This window comes from Maritalea porphyrae (genome assembly GCF_027213965.1).
In the GTDB taxonomy this organism is placed as follows: Bacteria; Pseudomonadota; Alphaproteobacteria; order Rhizobiales; family Devosiaceae; genus Maritalea; species Maritalea porphyrae_A.
Genome location: NZ_JAPWGX010000001.1, coordinates 575,840 through 590,812 on the forward strand (window position 1 = coordinate 575,840; position 14,973 = coordinate 590,812).

A 14,973-nucleotide genomic window follows, 5' to 3' on the forward strand; every position below is an offset into this window, starting at 1 on the left:
CAATTGAAGTGCGCCGCGTCAAGGATCATAATGATTTGACGCGCATGGATAGGGAAAGAAATGTCGAGCCTATTGATTACGCAACCGCAAGGTTTGGAACATGCCACGCCATCTGGTCACCCAGAACGGGCAGACCGATTGCGTCGATTGAACAAAGTCTTTGCCCTGCCCCATTTTGCCGACATTAAACGCAAAGAGGCGGCCTGCGCAGGGCTTGAGTTTGCTCTAGAAGTGCACCCAAAGGCCTATATCGAGCAACTGAAGCTGTTGCGTCCAGTCGAAGGCATGTCGCAGGTTGATGGCGACACCTATATTTCCCAAGAGTCTTTGAGCGCTGTTATGACTGGTATGGGCGCAGGCCTTGATGCGCTTGATGATGTATTGGCCGGTCACCACGAAAACGCTTTTTGCGCCATTCGCCCGCCGGGGCACCATGCTGAACGCGAGGCTCCGATGGGCTTTTGCCTTGTGAACACAATTGCAGTTGTTGCGCGCATTGCCCAGCAAAAGGGTTTAGAGCGGATCGCGATCGTTGATTTTGACGTGCACCACGGAAATGGCACGCAAGACATTTTTTATGCCGACAAGAACGTGATGTACGCCTCAAGCCATCAAATGCCGCTTTTCCCCGGCACCGGTGCCATCAGCGAAACTGGCGCGGGCAATGTATTCAACGCCCCTCTTTCTGAAGGTACGGGACGTGATGAAATGCACTTGGCCTACACCGACGTGATTTTGCCGGCGATCGATAATTTTCGGCCAGATCTTATTCTTGTCTCAGCTGGGTTTGATGCCGACTATCGCGACCCATTGGCTGGCCTAAAATGGCAACCCGACGATTTTGCGTGGATCACTGGCAAATTGATGGACATTGCCGGCAAGCGTTGCAACAATCGAATCATATCCCTATTAGAAGGTGGATATGATCTTGATGGTCTGGGCCAAGGTGTTGCGGCGCATTTATCAATGCTTTCACATGGCGTTAGCGGTCCTTCGATCGATCATATTGATTTTGACCAAAAGGAGCATTTTGGGTGAGCGAAGACCAAAAAGCGGCAATTGAAGCGCTTAGTTTTGAAGATGCACTGACAGAGCTTGAACAGATTGTGGGCAAGCTTGAAGGCGGGCAAGCCCCGTTGCAAGAATCCATCGAGATCTACGAACGTGGTGGCTTGCTAAAAGCGCATTGCGAAAGCCTATTGCGCAAAGCCGAGGCGCGTATTGAGAAGATTACTCTGGACCGCGATGGCAACCCAACGGGTACAGCGCCATTAGACGGCTAATCATGCGCAAATGCCTTAGAGCAAAGATTATCGAGGTTTGTGATACAAAAATCGCACAAAAAGGTGAACGTGTTGGGCTGTCCTTTTATGCGTTTTTCAAGAACAGAAATGATGACCCAGAGCTTTTAATGGAAGCGGCCACATGGTGGATTTCAACGCACAAGCTCGACCACTTTGAGAAAGCACAAAGAATCAAAACTATGGTTCTGGCAGATAAATAATATGTGATGCGATTGGTGATTTAGTCGCATCGTCAAAATGGTGTTTGCGATCTAGTTTGCGCCAAAAAACATGGTCTGAGGTAAGAAATGTCACTCGCTCGCGTTCGCATGGTCCTTTGGGGACTTGTTGTTATTGTCGGCATTGCCGCAACATTGTTCACAGTTTTTCAGCAAAGCCAGCCCAAAAAACCCCAAGCGGTTCAGTTTGGTGGCGACTTTACTATGCAACGGGCAAATGGTGGGGAATTCACTCAGGCTGATTTCGTTGGCAGACCAACGATGCTGTTTTTCGGCTACACCTTCTGTCCAGATGTCTGCCCGACCACCCTTTATGAAAGCACCACTTGGCGTAGTGAATTGGGACTAACTGGGAACGATGTGCAAATCGTCTTCATTTCAGTTGATCCAGAGCGGGACACACCGGAATTGCTTGCGACATATCTCACCTCTTTTGGCGATGATTTGATTGGCCTGACCGGCACTCGTGAACAAGTTGATCACGTTAAAAAGACGTTTGGCATTTTCGCTGAAAGTGTAGAGAGCGAAGGCGCGTCAGAGTATTTGGTCAACCACACCGCGACATTGTTCTTACTGGACAAAAAGGGCGATCTGTTCGGCACCATTGGATTTGGTGAGAACAAAGACAGCGCGATTGCCAAACTTAAACGGCTGACGGAATCAAATGGCTAGCGAACCACATCGATTGGATGTTGCTGTTGAGGCTCGCGGACTTTGTCGTTCGCGCGCTCGGGCACGCGATGCGATCGTGCGCGGCACCGTCAAGGTAGATGGAAAGACCGTTACCAAGCCCGGATTTAGGGTGACGGCGCAAATGCAGATTGCCGTGGACGACCCCGCGGGCAACTATGTTTCGCGGGCGGCCCTAAAGCTTAAAGCAGGGCTCGCGGCGTCTGGCATTGATCCAGCGAACAAAACTTGCTTGGACCTTGGTGCGTCCACTGGTGGTTTTAGTCAGCTATTGCTAGAGCAAGGTGCAGCTAGGGTGTACGCCGTTGATGTTGGGCACAGCCAATTGGACCCACAAATTGCGTCAGATGCACGCATTGTGCAGCTCGACAAAACGAACGCAACCGCGCTAACGACAGAGCTAATACCAGAACCAATTGATTTGTTGGTTTGCGACATAAGCTTTGTTTCGCTAGAGAAAGTTTTGGCCGCGCCACTCTCACTTTGTCATTCAGGTACAGACGCAATCATTTTGTTCAAACCGCAGTTTGAAGTTGGGCGCGAGCATGTGGGCAAAGGTGGAATTGTGAGCGATCTGAGCGCAATTGAAACGGCTTTAAAAAGCTTCAAAACCTACATGGAAAATGAAGGTTGGAATGACAAATTGGCGCTCCCGTCACCCATTAAGGGTGCTGACGGGAACGTTGAGTATTTGCGAGTCTTTTCAAAAACCTAGCGGCAACAGCTAAACTTCAGATTCAAAATGAACTATCTCAAATTAGTGATTCTAATTAATCACTTATCTTGATTTCTGAAATCTTCAGTCCAAAGCCATCCAAGCCCACATAATGGCGATTTTTCGTCGCTTGCAGCTTGATTGAACGCACGCCCAAGTCTTTCAAGATTTGTGCACCAAGACCAATCTCACGCCACTCTTCTTCGCGATCTAGCGCACTGGTATGCTCTTCGTCCTCGCGTTGGTTTTTAGCTGAAGATGAGGCAACGCCAGTTGAACCTTCGCGCAGGTAAACTAAAATGCCATTTTCACCATCGGCCAATTCTTTGACCGCGCTGTTCAGCGCTTCAGAATCTCCAAAAACGTCGGTGAGAATATTCTCACGTTGGAAGCGTACTGGAATATCCTCGCCAGATTCCACATCACCAAAAACCACGGCCAAATGCTCAACCCGATCAAATGGCGTGCGGTATGCAAAAGCGGTGGCGCGGCCGCCAACCGTATCAATTGGAAATGTTGCAACACGGCCGACAAGTTTTTCGCGACGCTGGCGATAGGCGATCAAATCGGCGACTGAAACCAAAACCAAATGATGCTCGTCGGCAAATGCCTTGACCTGATCGCCGCGCTTCACGGTGCCATCATCGTTGACCAATTCGCAGATCACACCCACTTCAGGCTGGTTTGCCAAACGGCATAAGTCAACTGCAGCTTCGGTGTGACCGGAGCGTAAAAGTACGCCACCTTTTTTGGCCACAAGAGGAAACACATGCCCAGGACGTGCAAAGTCATTTGCACCAATGTTGTCATTTGCGAGCGCTCGAACCGTCGCGGTGCGGTCTTCGGCGGAAATGCCGGTAGTGGTGCCGTGTTTCACATCAACGGTGATGGTGAAGGCGGTGCCAAGCGGTGCGTTGTTGCTGGCGACCATCGGGTCAAGATGCAGCTTTTGCGCAATCTCGACGGTGACTGGCGCGCAAACGATGCCGCAAGTATTGCGGATGATGAAGGCCATCTTTTCTGGCGTTGCAGCAGCGGCTGCCATCACCAAATCACCTTCATTTTCTCGATCGTCATCGTCGGTCACAACAACCATTTCACCAGCAGCAATGGCAGCGATTGCTGCTTCCACGCGTTGATCTAACTCATTCATGGCCAATGCCACCTTCTCTACCTGTTTGAGCGCGGTGGCGCAGCAAGTGATCTGCCAACACCAGCGCCATCATCGCTTCACCAACGGGAACAGCACGAATACCCACGCATGGGTCGTGCCGGCCTTTGGTGATGATGTCTGCGTTTTGATTTTTCTCATCTACGGTCTGACGGGAAACAAGAATTGATGAGGTCGGCTTAACGGCAAAGCGCACGACCACCGGATCGCCATTTGAAATACCGCCCAAAATTCCGCCAGCGTGGTTGGAGAGAAAATAGGGGCGTTCCTGCCCTGCCCGCATTTCGTCTGCGTTTTCAACGCCTGTTAGTTCAGCCGCTTCAAAGCCTGCGCCGATCTCAACCGCTTTGACAGCGTTTATGGACATCATGGCTGAAGCCAAGTCCTGATCCAGCTTACCATAAACTGGGGCACCTAAGCCGACAGGCACATTTTCTGCGACCACTTCAATAACGGCGCCGACTGACGAGCCTTCTTTACGGATTCCATCAAGATATGTCGCCCATTCTTTGGCAGCGACTGGGTCAGCGCAAAAGAATGGGTTGTTGTTTACTTCATCCCAGTCAAAGCGCGAATAGTCGATCTTGTGTGGACCAACCTGCACAAGCGAAGCTCGGATTCTAACATCCGGCACAACTAACTTTGCAACTGCTCCGGCTGCTACCCGCGCTGCTGTCTCTCGCGCTGAAGAACGTCCGCCGCCGCGATAGTCTCGAATGCCATATTTTTGGTGATAGGTGAAATCGGCGTGGCCGGGGCGATATTTATCGCGAATATCACCATAGTCTTTCGATCGTTGGTCCGTGTTTTCGATCATCAGCGAAATTGGCGTGCCAGTCGTGCGCTGACCGTTCGTGCGATCATCTTCAAATACACCGGATAGTATTTTAACTTGATCAGCTTCACGGCGCTGGGTGGTGTATTTTGACTGCCCCGGTTTGCGGCGATCAAGGTCAAGTTGGATGGTTTCAGCGTCGATCTTCAAGCCAGAAGGACAGCCATCTATGACCACGCCCAGAGCGGGTCCGTGGCTTTCGCCCCATGTAGTGAACCGAAATAAGTGTCCGAATGAATTGTGTGACATTAAACGCCCGAAAATGCTGGTTTTGACTTAGGTGCAATGGTTCTAGGGTTCGGCGCACATTTGGTCAAGCGCGCTTCGGCTAAGGGCGTTCAACCTAAGTTGCAATTGCTAAGAACCGAAGAACTCTATTTCACCATCTTTAAAGCGCATAACTTTGTCTTGCTGTGGCATCCACTGGTCAAGATCAGCACCCGACAGACCTGTTAAAAGTCGTCGCAGCGCACGCGCCACACCACCGTGGGCAACCACAATACTTGGTTTTGTCAATCGCTCTGCACGGAATGCATCAAGTCGTTCAACTAGCATGTCATAGTTTTCACCATTGGGTGGCAAGTGGTTCCATTTGCTTTTGTTTCGCGTCGCAAAATCGTTTGGGTGATCGCGTTCAATTTCTGAAAGCAGAATGCCCTCGAAATCGCCAAATGAGATTTCAACCAAGCGGTCATCAAAAACGACCTCCGGCAAAGGCTGTTCAAAGCCCTTGCGAACGCGATCCATCGTTTCGCGCGTCCGCCCCAAAGGCGAGCAGAACCAATCCAATTCGTTCGGATCGATTTGGTGTTGATCCAAGGTCGCGCGCAAAGTCAAACCGTTTTGATCAGCTTGCGCCCGTCCATGTTCATTCAACGGAATATCGCGTTGGCCTTGGAACCTTTGTTCCTTGTTCCAATCGGTTTGTCCGTGGCGAATAAAATAGAGGAGCGGCCACTGGTCACTAGACATAAAACACCAAATATTTAACGGAGTTAACTGCCCGAGTGGGCAGCCTTCTATTCGTCTTCTTTTTTCAGAACAGACATGCCCATTACGTTGTAACCGGAATCCACATAGTGAATTTCACCGGTTACACCTGACGAGAGGTCCGAAAGCAAATACATGCCCGCATTGCCAACTTCATCAGTGGAAACATTGCGGCGAAGAGGTGAGTTAGCCTCTCCATAAGCCAGCATTTTGCGGAAATCGCCGATCCCGGACGCTGCAAGTGTTTTAATTGCGCCGGCTGAAATACCATTCACTCGAATGCCTTCAGGACCAAGGTCTGCGGCCAAATAACGAACAGATGCTTCAAGCGCCGCTTTTGCAACACCCATCAGATTGTAGTTCGGGATGACTTTTTCCGCACCATAATAGGAAAGCGTCAAAATCGATCCGCCGTCTTTCATCAATCCGTGTGCACGCTTGGCAACGGCGACGAGCGAATAGGCTGAAATTTCCATTGAGTGTTTGAATTGCTCAACAGTTGTGTCGATATAACGACCTTCAAGCGCGGCTTTGTCAGCGAATGCAATGGCATGCACCAAGAAGTCGATTTTGCCCCATTTTGCTTCAATATCAGCAAAGGCTTTATCTAGTGCCTCTGGGTTTGTGACATCACATTCAACAACCAAATCGGAGCCAACTTCGGCTGCAAGCGGGTCAACGCGACGTTTGAGCGCCTCACCTTGGTATGTGAACGCCAACTCAGCGCCTTGGCTGGCTGCAGCTTTTGCAATGCCCCAGGCGATTGAGCGATTGTTCGCCACGCCCATGATCACACCACGTTTGCCTTGCATCAGGTTGCCGTCAGTCATAAATGCACTCCGCAATTAAATAATCTTGAATTGGGTTTTGACACAGGCAGACGAAACGGGCAAGTTTTCCCAACGATTGTTCCCCCAAAAGATGATGTTGAATTCTTATGACCGCACCAAATGCTATGCTTGAGGCCCTCACCGACTTGATCGGCGCATCGAACGTCATTAGCGAATCAAAAGACATTGCGCCCTATGCAGAGGAATGGCGCCGACTTTATAGCAAGCAGCCTTCGCTTGTGCTCACACCAACGAGTGTTGAAGCCGTGCAGAAGGTGATGGCATGGGCAAACGAGAACAGCGTCTCAGTGATCCCACAGGGTGGTAATACCGGCCTTGTTGGCGGCCAAGTTCCACTGGACGGCGGTGAAGTTATTCTTTCTGTGAAAAAGCTAAAAGCTGTGCGAGATGTTGATCCTGCATCCAATGTCATGATTGTTGAGGCAGGCGCTACCGTTTTGGAAGCTCAAGAAATTGCTCAGAAGCAGAACCGGCTGTTCCCGCTTTCATTGGGGTCGGAGGGCACATGTCAAATCGGTGGCATCCTATCGACAAACGCGGGCGGAACCGCAGTGTTGGCTTACGGCAATTCGCGCGACCTTTGCCTAGGCGTCGAAGCGGTTTTGGCAGATGGGCGGCTTTACAATGGTCTTTCCAAATTGCGCAAGGACAATACTGGCTATGACCTGAAAGACCTATTGGTGGGCGCTGAGGGAACGCTTGGGATCATAACCGCTGCATCACTCAAACTGTTTCCGCGCCCGACCACATTTGAAACGGCGCTGTTGAATATCAAAGATCCGCAGGCCGGTGTTGAAGTGCTTGAAATGGTCCGCCGTAAATCTGGCAACAAAGTCACTTCGTTCGAGTTGCTACCAACGCTTGGCATCGACTTACAACTCAAACACGGTTTGGCCGCCCGCGATCCACGTGCCAGCGATAGCCCTTGGCATGTGCTGATAGAGTTTTCCCTATTCGATGGCGAAGAACCGGGCGCGCTGCTGGTGATGCTTGAAGCGCTATTTGAAGCCGAACTGATTAGCGATGCATCAGTTTGCAGCTCACTTGCTGACCGCAAGATGATGTGGCTCATGCGTGAGCACTTTGCAGAGTGCCAAACTCGAGAAGCGGAAGGCATCAAGCACGACATCTCTGTGCCCGTGAAAGATATTCCCGAACTCGTAAAACGGTGTGACTTGGTTGCTGAAAAAGTCATTCCCGGCATTCGATCGTTTGCGTTTGGCCATATGGGAGACGGGAATATCCATTATGATTTCTTGGCGCCCCTGAATATGCCCAAAGGCAACCTACGGGCCCATGCGGCAGCACTGCATGAAGCTATGTACGAAATTGTCGATGATTTGGGCGGCTCAATTTCTGCCGAGCATGGTATTGGTCAAATGAAAGCTGCTTTGTTGCAACAAAAGAAGGATCCTGTTGCGTTAGAAATGATGTATGCGATCAAACAAGCACTTGATCCAAAAGGCATTCTCAACCCGGGGAAAGTCTTGGTTAGGCGAAACTAAAACAAGTCCATTTGCCCGTCAGATGGCTTGGTTGTCGAAACTTCGTTTTCAACTTTTTCGACCTTTGGCTCAAGCTTAATCGGCTCGATCAGCTCCTCGCCCTCATTACGCGCATTATTCACTTTTTTGGACACTGGATAGGTTTTCATCCCCACCTTATCGAGCGGCTTTACCAGCGTTAGTGCTTCTTTCGCGGTGACACTTTTATTGTCCAGCCACAAGTCCATTTGTTCGTCGTCCAAGTGCACCGGCGTGCGGTGGTGAATTTTGGCCAGACTGCCCGTTGCCTCTTGAGTCAAGATTGCCATCGAGTCGATTTCTTCGCCGTTTGGCCCCTCCCAAGTAGAATAAATGCCTGCCAACGCCAGCATTTGCCCGTCGGCCTTTGAAATATGGAAGGGCTGTTTTTCACCGCCCTCGCGCAACCACTCGTAATAGCCACTTGCTGGCACGACACAGCGTTGGTTTTTGATAGAGGATTTAAACGCTGGCTTTTCCAAGATGGTTTCGACGCGCGCATTGATCAAAACCGAAAACTCGCGGGGATCTTTCACCCAATGAGGAACTAATCCCCAGCGCATCAGCACCGCGTCTCGTCCCGCTGGCATGTTCGCGATAGTCAGCACGGGCTGCGTTGGTGCAATATTGTAGCGTGGCGGAAACGGAATCCCGCCCTTGGTTTTGAAAACCCTATTGATTTCAACGCGTGTATCGTTGAGGTCTAGTCGCCCGCACATATGATCCAACTGCTTGTTTTGTGAAAAAACATGGTGCGGGAAACTGGGCGCAAATTCAAGCCAAGATCATTCAACCAACATGTGTTGCGGGTTTGAACCAAGGCAGTTTCCACCCAAGTGTCATAGCGCAAGCCGCAAACAAAATGGCTGCTGATCCGATCCACTGACCAATCGTTAGCTGACGTTCAAAGGCAAAATAGTCCACAACAATTGCTGCAACTGGGTAGACGAATGATAGCGCACCGGTGAGCGATGTCGATAGTTTTTGGAATGCGTCATACATGATGATGTACATGATGGTCGTGCACAATATGCCAAGTGCCAATACGCTGGTCCATTGCACAGTTGTTTCGGGCTGAATGGCCCAATTTGCCAATGGCGCAAGCACGATTGAGCCGACCGTAACATGCATTAGGGCAACCAAATGGGGCGGTGTACCCTTTAGTTGTTTCACCAAAATAACGGTGACTGCATAAAGGAAAGCCGCCCCCAGCGACATGGCGATGCCAAGCAGATAGTCGGTGCTGCCACCCTCGCCGCTTTGACGGGCCTGCACGACCAAAATCATGCCAACAAATGCCATCAGCAGCCACATGACTTTGTTGAGCGTAATCTTTTCGGATAGGAAAATTGCGCCCAAAGCGACAAGCATAAAAGGTTGAGTGTGATAGGTAACCGTCGCGATGGTAATGGAAGCCTTTGAGAAGGCTGAGAACAATAGAACCCAATTTGTTACGACGGTGACGCCACTAATGGTGCCAAGCAACAATACCCGTTTTGTGAAATTCTCGCGTTTGAAGAAGCCGAGCATCCAACAAATGACGAAAAGTGTGACTGCGCCCAAAAGGCAACGGAACCAAACGACGTTAAGGATGGGCAATTCTGACATCACCACGAAATAGCCAATGGTGCCCGAGATAAGCATGGCCGCAACCATTTCGATGGTGCCTATTGTTGAGTTTTTCATAACACTTCCTTTGTTGCCGTCAGATTATGGCAACGCCTCGCACTTGAAAATATACTGTATTAGGTCCATCGTCACTTTTAATACGAACAGATTAGGCAAAAATCAGGAAACACCTAAATGGATGATAAAGATCGCAGAATTGTCGAAATACTACATAATGATTCAAAGACGCCACTCAAATCCCTTGCGGCAGCGGTAGGTTTATCTTCCCCTAGCACATCTGAACGGCTTAAACGACTGGAAGAAAAAGGGGCTATCGGTGGCTACACATTGCGCGTGGATCACGCTCAGTTAGGTTATCCATTACGCGCCATTGTTCGCATCAACCCCATGCCGGGAAAACTGCAGATGGTGCAAAAGCTTATTGTGGATACTGCGGAGATTGTGGAATGTGACAAAGTCACAGGGGACGACTGCTTTGTGTGCAAGCTGTACCTAAAATCTATCGAGCAACTTGATTTGATCCTTGATAGAATCTCAGAACATGCTCAAACTAACACTTCAATAGTCAAAGCATCACCAGTAAAGAAGCGATTGCCCCCATTATGAGCCCTACGTCTGGCGAACCCACACAAGCTGTAAGTGCTGCCCTGTTTAACGGGGATAGGGTTTTGCTGGTCGAGCGTTCCAATCCACCTTTCAAAGGTCTATGGAGCTTGCCGGGCGGCAAGGTTGAACCCGGTGAAGAACTGCTTGACGCGATCAAGCGTGAGCTGATGGAAGAAACCAACTTGGTCGCTGAGCAACTTCATTTCGTGCACACTCTAAACTTTGATGTTCCACGACATGAACTGCACGTTTTTGCCGGCTATGCTGATATTGATCACGCTGTGGCGCTTGACGATGCGGACGCAACGGCGGTTATTCGTGTGCAAGACCTCGGCAATTGCCACACTACGCCGAATTTGGACGTCTCAGTGCAGGCCGCCTGGGAATCGCTCAATCTACTCAAATAACGTCTTTCAGTTTCATCACACAAGCGTGACCATGCTTGAATTGTCGCGCGTTTCTGTTTGTTGCACGATGCGACAACGAGGAGAAACAGATGTTGATGAGACGGTTTGCACGAATTCTAGCGGTTATGGCTATTGGCGCGGGCGGGTTTGCTGGTCAGTCAGCAACAGGGCAGGAAACTACTCTTTATGCCAAACAGGAAACGCCTGGGCATTGGCTGTCCGAGGGTTGGTCAACCGACTTTTCGCGCGCGACAATTCCATTTTGGGATGTGACCGATGTAATTGGACGCGATAATATCCCCTCGATTGACGATCCCCAATTTGAAGAGGTTTCCAACAACATCATCATTCCGGGTAACGAGCCTGTTATTGGCTTCGAGATCAATGGCGATGCCCGCGCCTACCCGCTGCGCATTATGATGTGGCACGAAATCGTCAATGACTTCGTGGGCAATGTACCGGTTGCAGTTACATTTTGCCCTTTGTGCAATACATCGATTGTTTTCGATCGCAAGATCGAAGGTGAGGTTGCGACGTTCGGCACCTCTGGCAAGCTACGCAATTCAGATTTGATCATGTATGATAGAACCACCCAGAGTTGGTGGCAGCAATTTGACGGCAATGCATTGGCAGGCATTCATGCGGGTAAAAAACTCAAAGCCTACCCCTCGCGCTTGATGAGCCTTGATTTGTTCAAACAAGAATACCCCGAAGGGCAAATGCTGTTGCCTGATCCGCGCCGGATTTCCCAATTGGGTCGCAACCCATATGCTGGGTATGACAGCACTTTCAAACCATTTTTATTCCGTGGGGAGATGCCCGAGGACATCAACGGAATGGTGCGTGTCATCCTTGTTCAAGGAGAAAAACCATTTGCTATTGCTTTGCCGAAATTGAGCAAAGATGGCAAATTTGAGAAAGATGGCTTGTACTTTAGCTGGAGTGCGGGCCAAGCTTCGGCCTTAGATACAGTCCAGATTTCTCGTGGACGCGACGTTGGCAACATCAAAGTTGTCGATGAAAACGGGAACCCGGTCGTGCATGAGATTACGTTCGCCTTTGCAGCACGGGCGTTTTTGCCCGACCTTGAGATCATCCAGTAGATTGATGGCTTGAGATTGCCCATTTCCTCTGGCACAAGTGACTAGGGATACCACAAGGGTGAGCCGTGAGAGCGTTCAGTTTCAAAAACACAATCGTTGCAGTTGTCATGATGTTTACATCGACAATTGGTGCGCACGCGGTTGACCCGCCTTACCAGCAAGACCTGCAACGATTTGCAACAATCATGGGCGCGCTTTATCACCTCGATGCTCTGTGCCTAAACTCTGGAAACAATTGGCGAGATGAGTTTGCCGAATTGTTAGACTTAGAAGAAGTTGACGAAGACCGCCGTGCCCGGCTGACCGCAGCTTTCAATAGTGGATATTATGACTTCAATCGAATGCATGTGCGATGCACGCCAAATGCGCAATTGGCCACGAAGCGGTTCATTGCTGAAGGGGCCGCAATTGCCAAAAACATACACACACGCTTCGCTGAATAAAGTTTTCCCCTGCCCGTTAACCTTTTGATCATTTCTGTGGTTACCAACTCAAGAACGCATGTTACACCTCACTAGTCAGGAGTAACCGATTTATGTTTCACCACGAGAATAGTCATGCGCTTTTTGAGCGCGAGGACGAAGCGCGAAAACGCGCCCTTCAATATTTAGCTGAGGCCTGGCGCAATGCCGAGGGCGAAGAGGTGAAAACCGAGGCACTGGCGCACGCAGCGCTATTTGCAGGCCTTGCAACGCTTGTTGAGTTATATGGCGAAACCGCAATTTCTGAATTGATGAAGCGCATTCCGGACAAAGTGATTCAAGGCGAATATACTGTTGACCGGACAATTCAATAATCACTGCCCAATCCTCTCTCTTTGTGCCAAACTAAAGCGAATGCGCAAAGGGAGAGTCGATGTCATTCTTTAAGTTGAAGTCTGTTCGTCCAATCGCATTGATAGCCGCGTTTTCAGTGTTTGCGCTTTCGTGTTCTGCCACACTTGCCTATTCGACATCGCCTGTTGTTGCTCCCGAGTCGGGTGACGCGGTCGAGGGTGAGCAATTTGGCGCGGAAGAGCGCATTGTTTTGCCCGACGCGCCCGAACGTGAAGACCGTCAGGGTTATCTGAATCTAGATATCCATCGCGACCTGGCCAATCTGCCTGCAGCGGTTGCAACAACACGCGAAGAATTGATGGCGGCTGCGAAATCTGGCGATACGGAGATGTTACGTGCCATTTTGAAACGACAAACAAACGTGCCGGTTGTTTCATTTGGTGATGTCGCAGACCCAATAGATTTCTTGCGCGAATCGTCGAACGATGGTGAAGGCCGCGAACTATTGGCCATCATGATCGAATTGATGGAAGCGCCCTACTCGATCATGCCAATGGAAAACGGCGAACCAGAGATTTATGTTTGGCCCGCTTATGCCACAAACAATCTCGAAAACCTCAGCCCAAGCGAACTGATCGACGTTTACAAAATCGTTAGCCATCAAGATTTGGAAGAAATGCAGCTGTTTGGTGGCTGGTATTTCTTCCGGGTGGGCATCGATGCGAATGGTGAGTGGCGCTATTTTGTGGCTGGCGATTAAGTCGCCAGCGATTCAGCGAAAAGAATTGGTTCGCCCTTGTGCGCGGCAACCAATTCGCCTTCCCACATGACTTTATGGCCGCGCAAAATCGTGCCAACTGGCCAGCCTTGCACTTCAACACCATCATATGGGGTCCAGCCCGGCTTAGACGCGATCCAGCTGTTGTCGATAACTTGCTTGCGACTTAAGTCAACGATGGTCAAATCAGCATCATAACCAACTGCAATGCGGCCTTTACCCGCGATTTGGAATAGGCGATTTGGGCCATGGCTGGTCATATCAACAAAACGTTCCAGAGTCATTTTGCCCTTATTCACATGATCCAGCATTACCGGCACCAACGTTTGCACACCTGTCATCCCTGAAGGAGATTTCGGGTAAGGTTGATCTTTTTCTTCCTTGGTATGCGGCGCATGATCGGAACCCAAAATGTCCGCGATGCCAGCGTCCACACCGTCCCAAATGCCCGCACGGTGATGTGCATCGCGCACAGGAGGGTTCATTTGCACATAGGAGCCAAGTTTGTCGTAAGCTGTTTCGTCAAGCGTGAGGTGGTGGGGCGTGACTTCAACACTCACTAGGTCTTTGTGCTCAGCCAAAAGCGCCATTTCGTCGGCTGTTGAAATATGCAGCACGTGAATGCGTTTGCCTGTTTTTTTCGATAGAGCCAACAAGCGTTTTGTGCATTTGACTGCGGCTTCCACATCACGCCATACAGGGTGGCTTCTTGGGTCACCTTCAACTTGCAAATGCTTACGCGATTCAAGGCGTGGTTCATCTTCTGAGTGGAAAGCGGCACGGCGCGAAATCGCGCGCAGGATATTTTCAACGCCATCATCATCTTCAACCAAAAGCGAGCCGGTTGACGACCCCATAAAGACTTTCACTCCAGCACAACCGGGCAGTTTTTCCAATTCGGGCAATTGATCCACATTTTCATGGGTACCGCCAATAAAGAACGCGAAATCGCAATGCATGCGGTGTTTGGCGCGCTTAATCTTATCTTCGAAAGTCGCTTTGTCGATGGTGAGCGGGTTGGTGTTGGGCATTTCAAACACACCCGTTACGCCGCCCATTACGGCTGCCAATGAGCCGGATTCAAGGTCTTCTTTGTGTTCAAGACCTGGCTCCCGGAAATGCACTTGGGTGTCGATCACGCCGGGCAATACATGAAGACCGGTGCAATCAACTGTTTCTTTTGCTTCACGCCCATTCAAATTACCAATTTCAGCAATTTTGCCATTTATCACACCAACATCGCCTTTGGTGACGCCATTGTGATTGGCAATAGTTCCGTTAAGAAAAATAGTGTCAAATTTGGCATTCATGCTGGTACGTCCCAAAGAAGCTGATATGGATCTGTTATTGGGGTGTAACGCGATGCTAAAGGCAAGA

Annotated in this window: 19 protein-coding genes; 12 read left to right on the plus strand and 7 right to left on the minus strand. The window is 50.1% G+C overall.

Annotated elements, in window-relative coordinates; all coding sequences use genetic code 11:
• Positions 1-60 precede the first annotated feature (60 nt).
• From O4H47_RS03040 to O4H47_RS03060, 5 genes are all read left to right on the plus strand, one after another.
• Positions 61-1,038, plus strand: a complete 978-nt coding sequence (locus O4H47_RS03040) for a histone deacetylase family protein (RefSeq protein WP_269392459.1) — start codon at positions 61-63, stop codon at positions 1,036-1,038.
• The gene (locus tag O4H47_RS03045) at positions 1,035-1,283 is read left to right on the plus strand and encodes an exodeoxyribonuclease VII small subunit (RefSeq protein ID WP_269392460.1); all 249 of its coding nucleotides are present in this window, start codon (positions 1,035-1,037) and stop codon (positions 1,281-1,283) included. The genes O4H47_RS03040 and O4H47_RS03045 overlap by 4 nt, the downstream gene beginning before the upstream one ends.
• A 2-nt stretch (positions 1,284-1,285) precedes the next feature.
• Positions 1,286-1,504 carry a DUF6500 family protein gene (locus tag O4H47_RS03050; protein WP_269392461.1) on the plus strand — a complete coding sequence of 73 codons (219 nt, stop codon included), beginning with the start codon at positions 1,286-1,288 and terminating at the stop codon, positions 1,502-1,504.
• Positions 1,505-1,591: 87 nt separating this feature from the next.
• Positions 1,592-2,194: an SCO family protein gene (locus O4H47_RS03055; RefSeq protein ID WP_269392462.1), complete on the plus strand. Its 603-nt coding sequence runs from the start codon at positions 1,592-1,594 to the stop codon at positions 2,192-2,194.
• A complete protein-coding gene (locus O4H47_RS03060; RefSeq protein WP_269392463.1) occupies positions 2,187-2,927 on the plus strand; it encodes a TlyA family RNA methyltransferase in 741 nt (246 codons plus the stop codon). The genes O4H47_RS03055 and O4H47_RS03060 overlap by 8 nt, the downstream gene beginning before the upstream one ends.
• 55 nt (positions 2,928-2,982) lie before the next feature.
• On the opposite strand, the gene ribB is transcribed toward O4H47_RS03060, so the two are convergent.
• From ribB to O4H47_RS03080, 4 genes are all read right to left on the minus strand, one after another.
• A complete protein-coding gene (ribB, locus tag O4H47_RS03065) occupies positions 2,983-4,080 on the minus strand; it encodes a 3,4-dihydroxy-2-butanone-4-phosphate synthase (protein WP_269392464.1) in 1,098 nt (365 codons plus the stop codon).
• On the minus strand, positions 4,073-5,182 hold the full coding sequence (gene aroC / locus O4H47_RS03070) for a chorismate synthase (RefSeq protein WP_269392465.1): 1,110 nt from the start codon (positions 5,180-5,182) through the stop codon (positions 4,073-4,075). The genes ribB and aroC overlap by 8 nt, the downstream gene beginning before the upstream one ends.
• Before the next feature lie 108 nt (positions 5,183-5,290).
• Positions 5,291-5,905 carry a histidine phosphatase family protein gene (locus O4H47_RS03075; protein ID WP_269392466.1) on the minus strand — a complete coding sequence of 205 codons (615 nt, stop codon included), beginning with the start codon at positions 5,903-5,905 and terminating at the stop codon, positions 5,291-5,293.
• Between the two features lie 47 nt (positions 5,906-5,952).
• A complete protein-coding gene (locus O4H47_RS03080) occupies positions 5,953-6,753 on the minus strand; it encodes an enoyl-ACP reductase FabI (protein ID WP_269392467.1) in 801 nt (266 codons plus the stop codon).
• Between the two features lie 107 nt (positions 6,754-6,860).
• Between O4H47_RS03080 and O4H47_RS03085 the strand changes: the two genes are divergently transcribed.
• Positions 6,861-8,279 (plus strand): FAD-binding oxidoreductase, encoded by a 1,419-nt coding sequence (locus tag O4H47_RS03085; protein WP_269392468.1) that lies wholly within the window; start codon positions 6,861-6,863, stop codon positions 8,277-8,279.
• On the opposite strand, the gene O4H47_RS03090 is transcribed toward O4H47_RS03085, so the two are convergent.
• Positions 8,276-9,016, minus strand: coding sequence for an SOS response-associated peptidase (locus tag O4H47_RS03090; RefSeq protein WP_269392469.1), 741 nt, complete (start codon positions 9,014-9,016; stop codon positions 8,276-8,278). The two genes, O4H47_RS03085 and O4H47_RS03090, sit on opposite strands and share 4 nt — an antisense overlap.
• 70 nt (positions 9,017-9,086) lie before the next feature.
• The gene (locus O4H47_RS03095; RefSeq protein ID WP_269392470.1) at positions 9,087-9,983 is read right to left on the minus strand and encodes a DMT family transporter; all 897 of its coding nucleotides are present in this window, start codon (positions 9,981-9,983) and stop codon (positions 9,087-9,089) included.
• Between the two features lie 117 nt (positions 9,984-10,100).
• Here O4H47_RS03095 and O4H47_RS03100 point away from each other — a divergent pair, with 117 nt between their 5' ends.
• The 6 genes from O4H47_RS03100 to O4H47_RS03125 all read left to right on the plus strand — a co-directional run bounded on the left by O4H47_RS03100 (position 10,101) and on the right by O4H47_RS03125 (position 13,578).
• Positions 10,101-10,532, plus strand: coding sequence for an Lrp/AsnC family transcriptional regulator (locus O4H47_RS03100; RefSeq protein ID WP_269392471.1), 432 nt, complete (start codon positions 10,101-10,103; stop codon positions 10,530-10,532).
• Entirely contained in the window at positions 10,529-10,939 is a 411-nt protein-coding gene (locus O4H47_RS03105) for an NUDIX hydrolase (RefSeq protein ID WP_269392472.1), read from the plus strand. Before O4H47_RS03100 ends, O4H47_RS03105 begins: the two co-directional genes overlap by 4 nt.
• An 89-nt stretch (positions 10,940-11,028) precedes the next feature.
• Positions 11,029-12,042: a DUF3179 domain-containing protein gene (locus tag O4H47_RS03110; protein ID WP_269392473.1), complete on the plus strand. Its 1,014-nt coding sequence runs from the start codon at positions 11,029-11,031 to the stop codon at positions 12,040-12,042.
• 107 nt (positions 12,043-12,149) lie between these two features.
• Entirely contained in the window at positions 12,150-12,485 is a 336-nt protein-coding gene (locus O4H47_RS03115; protein WP_269392474.1) for a TIGR02301 family protein, read from the plus strand.
• A 92-nt stretch (positions 12,486-12,577) separates the two neighbouring features.
• Positions 12,578-12,838 carry a hypothetical protein gene (locus tag O4H47_RS03120; RefSeq protein WP_269392475.1) on the plus strand — a complete coding sequence of 87 codons (261 nt, stop codon included), beginning with the start codon at positions 12,578-12,580 and terminating at the stop codon, positions 12,836-12,838.
• Between the two features lie 59 nt (positions 12,839-12,897).
• Positions 12,898-13,578, plus strand: a complete 681-nt coding sequence (locus tag O4H47_RS03125; RefSeq protein WP_269392476.1) for a hypothetical protein — start codon at positions 12,898-12,900, stop codon at positions 13,576-13,578.
• On the opposite strand, the gene O4H47_RS03130 is transcribed toward O4H47_RS03125, so the two are convergent.
• A complete protein-coding gene (locus O4H47_RS03130; RefSeq protein ID WP_269392477.1) occupies positions 13,575-14,906 on the minus strand; it encodes a dihydroorotase in 1,332 nt (443 codons plus the stop codon). The genes O4H47_RS03125 and O4H47_RS03130 overlap by 4 nt on opposite strands.
• Positions 14,907-14,973: the final 67 nt, after the last annotated feature.

What these genes read in the sequence shown, in the direction of transcription:
- O4H47_RS03125 (WP_269392476.1), top strand. Translation starts at nt 12,898, where the DNA reads ATGTCATTCTTTAAGTTGAAGTCTGTTCGTCCAATCGCATTGATAGCC.
- O4H47_RS03040 (WP_269392459.1), top strand. Translation starts at nt 61, where the DNA reads ATGTCGAGCCTATTGATTACGCAACCGCAAGGTTTGGAACATGCCACG.
- O4H47_RS03090 (WP_269392469.1), bottom strand. Translation starts at nt 9,016, where the DNA reads ATGTGCGGGCGACTAGACCTCAACGATACACGCGTTGAAATCAATAGG.
- O4H47_RS03120 (WP_269392475.1), top strand. Translation starts at nt 12,578, where the DNA reads ATGTTTCACCACGAGAATAGTCATGCGCTTTTTGAGCGCGAGGACGAA.
- O4H47_RS03130 (WP_269392477.1), bottom strand. Translation starts at nt 14,906, where the DNA reads ATGAATGCCAAATTTGACACTATTTTTCTTAACGGAACTATTGCCAAT.
- O4H47_RS03060 (WP_269392463.1), top strand. Translation starts at nt 2,187, where the DNA reads ATGGCTAGCGAACCACATCGATTGGATGTTGCTGTTGAGGCTCGCGGA.
- O4H47_RS03115 (WP_269392474.1), top strand. Translation starts at nt 12,150, where the DNA reads ATGATGTTTACATCGACAATTGGTGCGCACGCGGTTGACCCGCCTTAC.
- O4H47_RS03080 (WP_269392467.1), bottom strand. Translation starts at nt 6,753, where the DNA reads ATGACTGACGGCAACCTGATGCAAGGCAAACGTGGTGTGATCATGGGC.
- O4H47_RS03085 (WP_269392468.1), top strand. Translation starts at nt 6,861, where the DNA reads ATGACCGCACCAAATGCTATGCTTGAGGCCCTCACCGACTTGATCGGC.
- O4H47_RS03055 (WP_269392462.1), top strand. Translation starts at nt 1,592, where the DNA reads ATGTCACTCGCTCGCGTTCGCATGGTCCTTTGGGGACTTGTTGTTATT.
- O4H47_RS03095 (WP_269392470.1), bottom strand. Translation starts at nt 9,983, where the DNA reads ATGAAAAACTCAACAATAGGCACCATCGAAATGGTTGCGGCCATGCTT.
- O4H47_RS03050 (WP_269392461.1), top strand. Translation starts at nt 1,286, where the DNA reads ATGCGCAAATGCCTTAGAGCAAAGATTATCGAGGTTTGTGATACAAAA.
- ribB (WP_269392464.1), bottom strand. Translation starts at nt 4,080, where the DNA reads ATGAATGAGTTAGATCAACGCGTGGAAGCAGCAATCGCTGCCATTGCT.
- O4H47_RS03110 (WP_269392473.1), top strand. Translation starts at nt 11,029, where the DNA reads ATGTTGATGAGACGGTTTGCACGAATTCTAGCGGTTATGGCTATTGGC.
- O4H47_RS03105 (WP_269392472.1), top strand. Translation starts at nt 10,529, where the DNA reads ATGAGCCCTACGTCTGGCGAACCCACACAAGCTGTAAGTGCTGCCCTG.
- O4H47_RS03100 (WP_269392471.1), top strand. Translation starts at nt 10,101, where the DNA reads ATGGATGATAAAGATCGCAGAATTGTCGAAATACTACATAATGATTCA.
- aroC (WP_269392465.1), bottom strand. Translation starts at nt 5,182, where the DNA reads ATGTCACACAATTCATTCGGACACTTATTTCGGTTCACTACATGGGGC.
- O4H47_RS03075 (WP_269392466.1), bottom strand. Translation starts at nt 5,905, where the DNA reads ATGTCTAGTGACCAGTGGCCGCTCCTCTATTTTATTCGCCACGGACAA.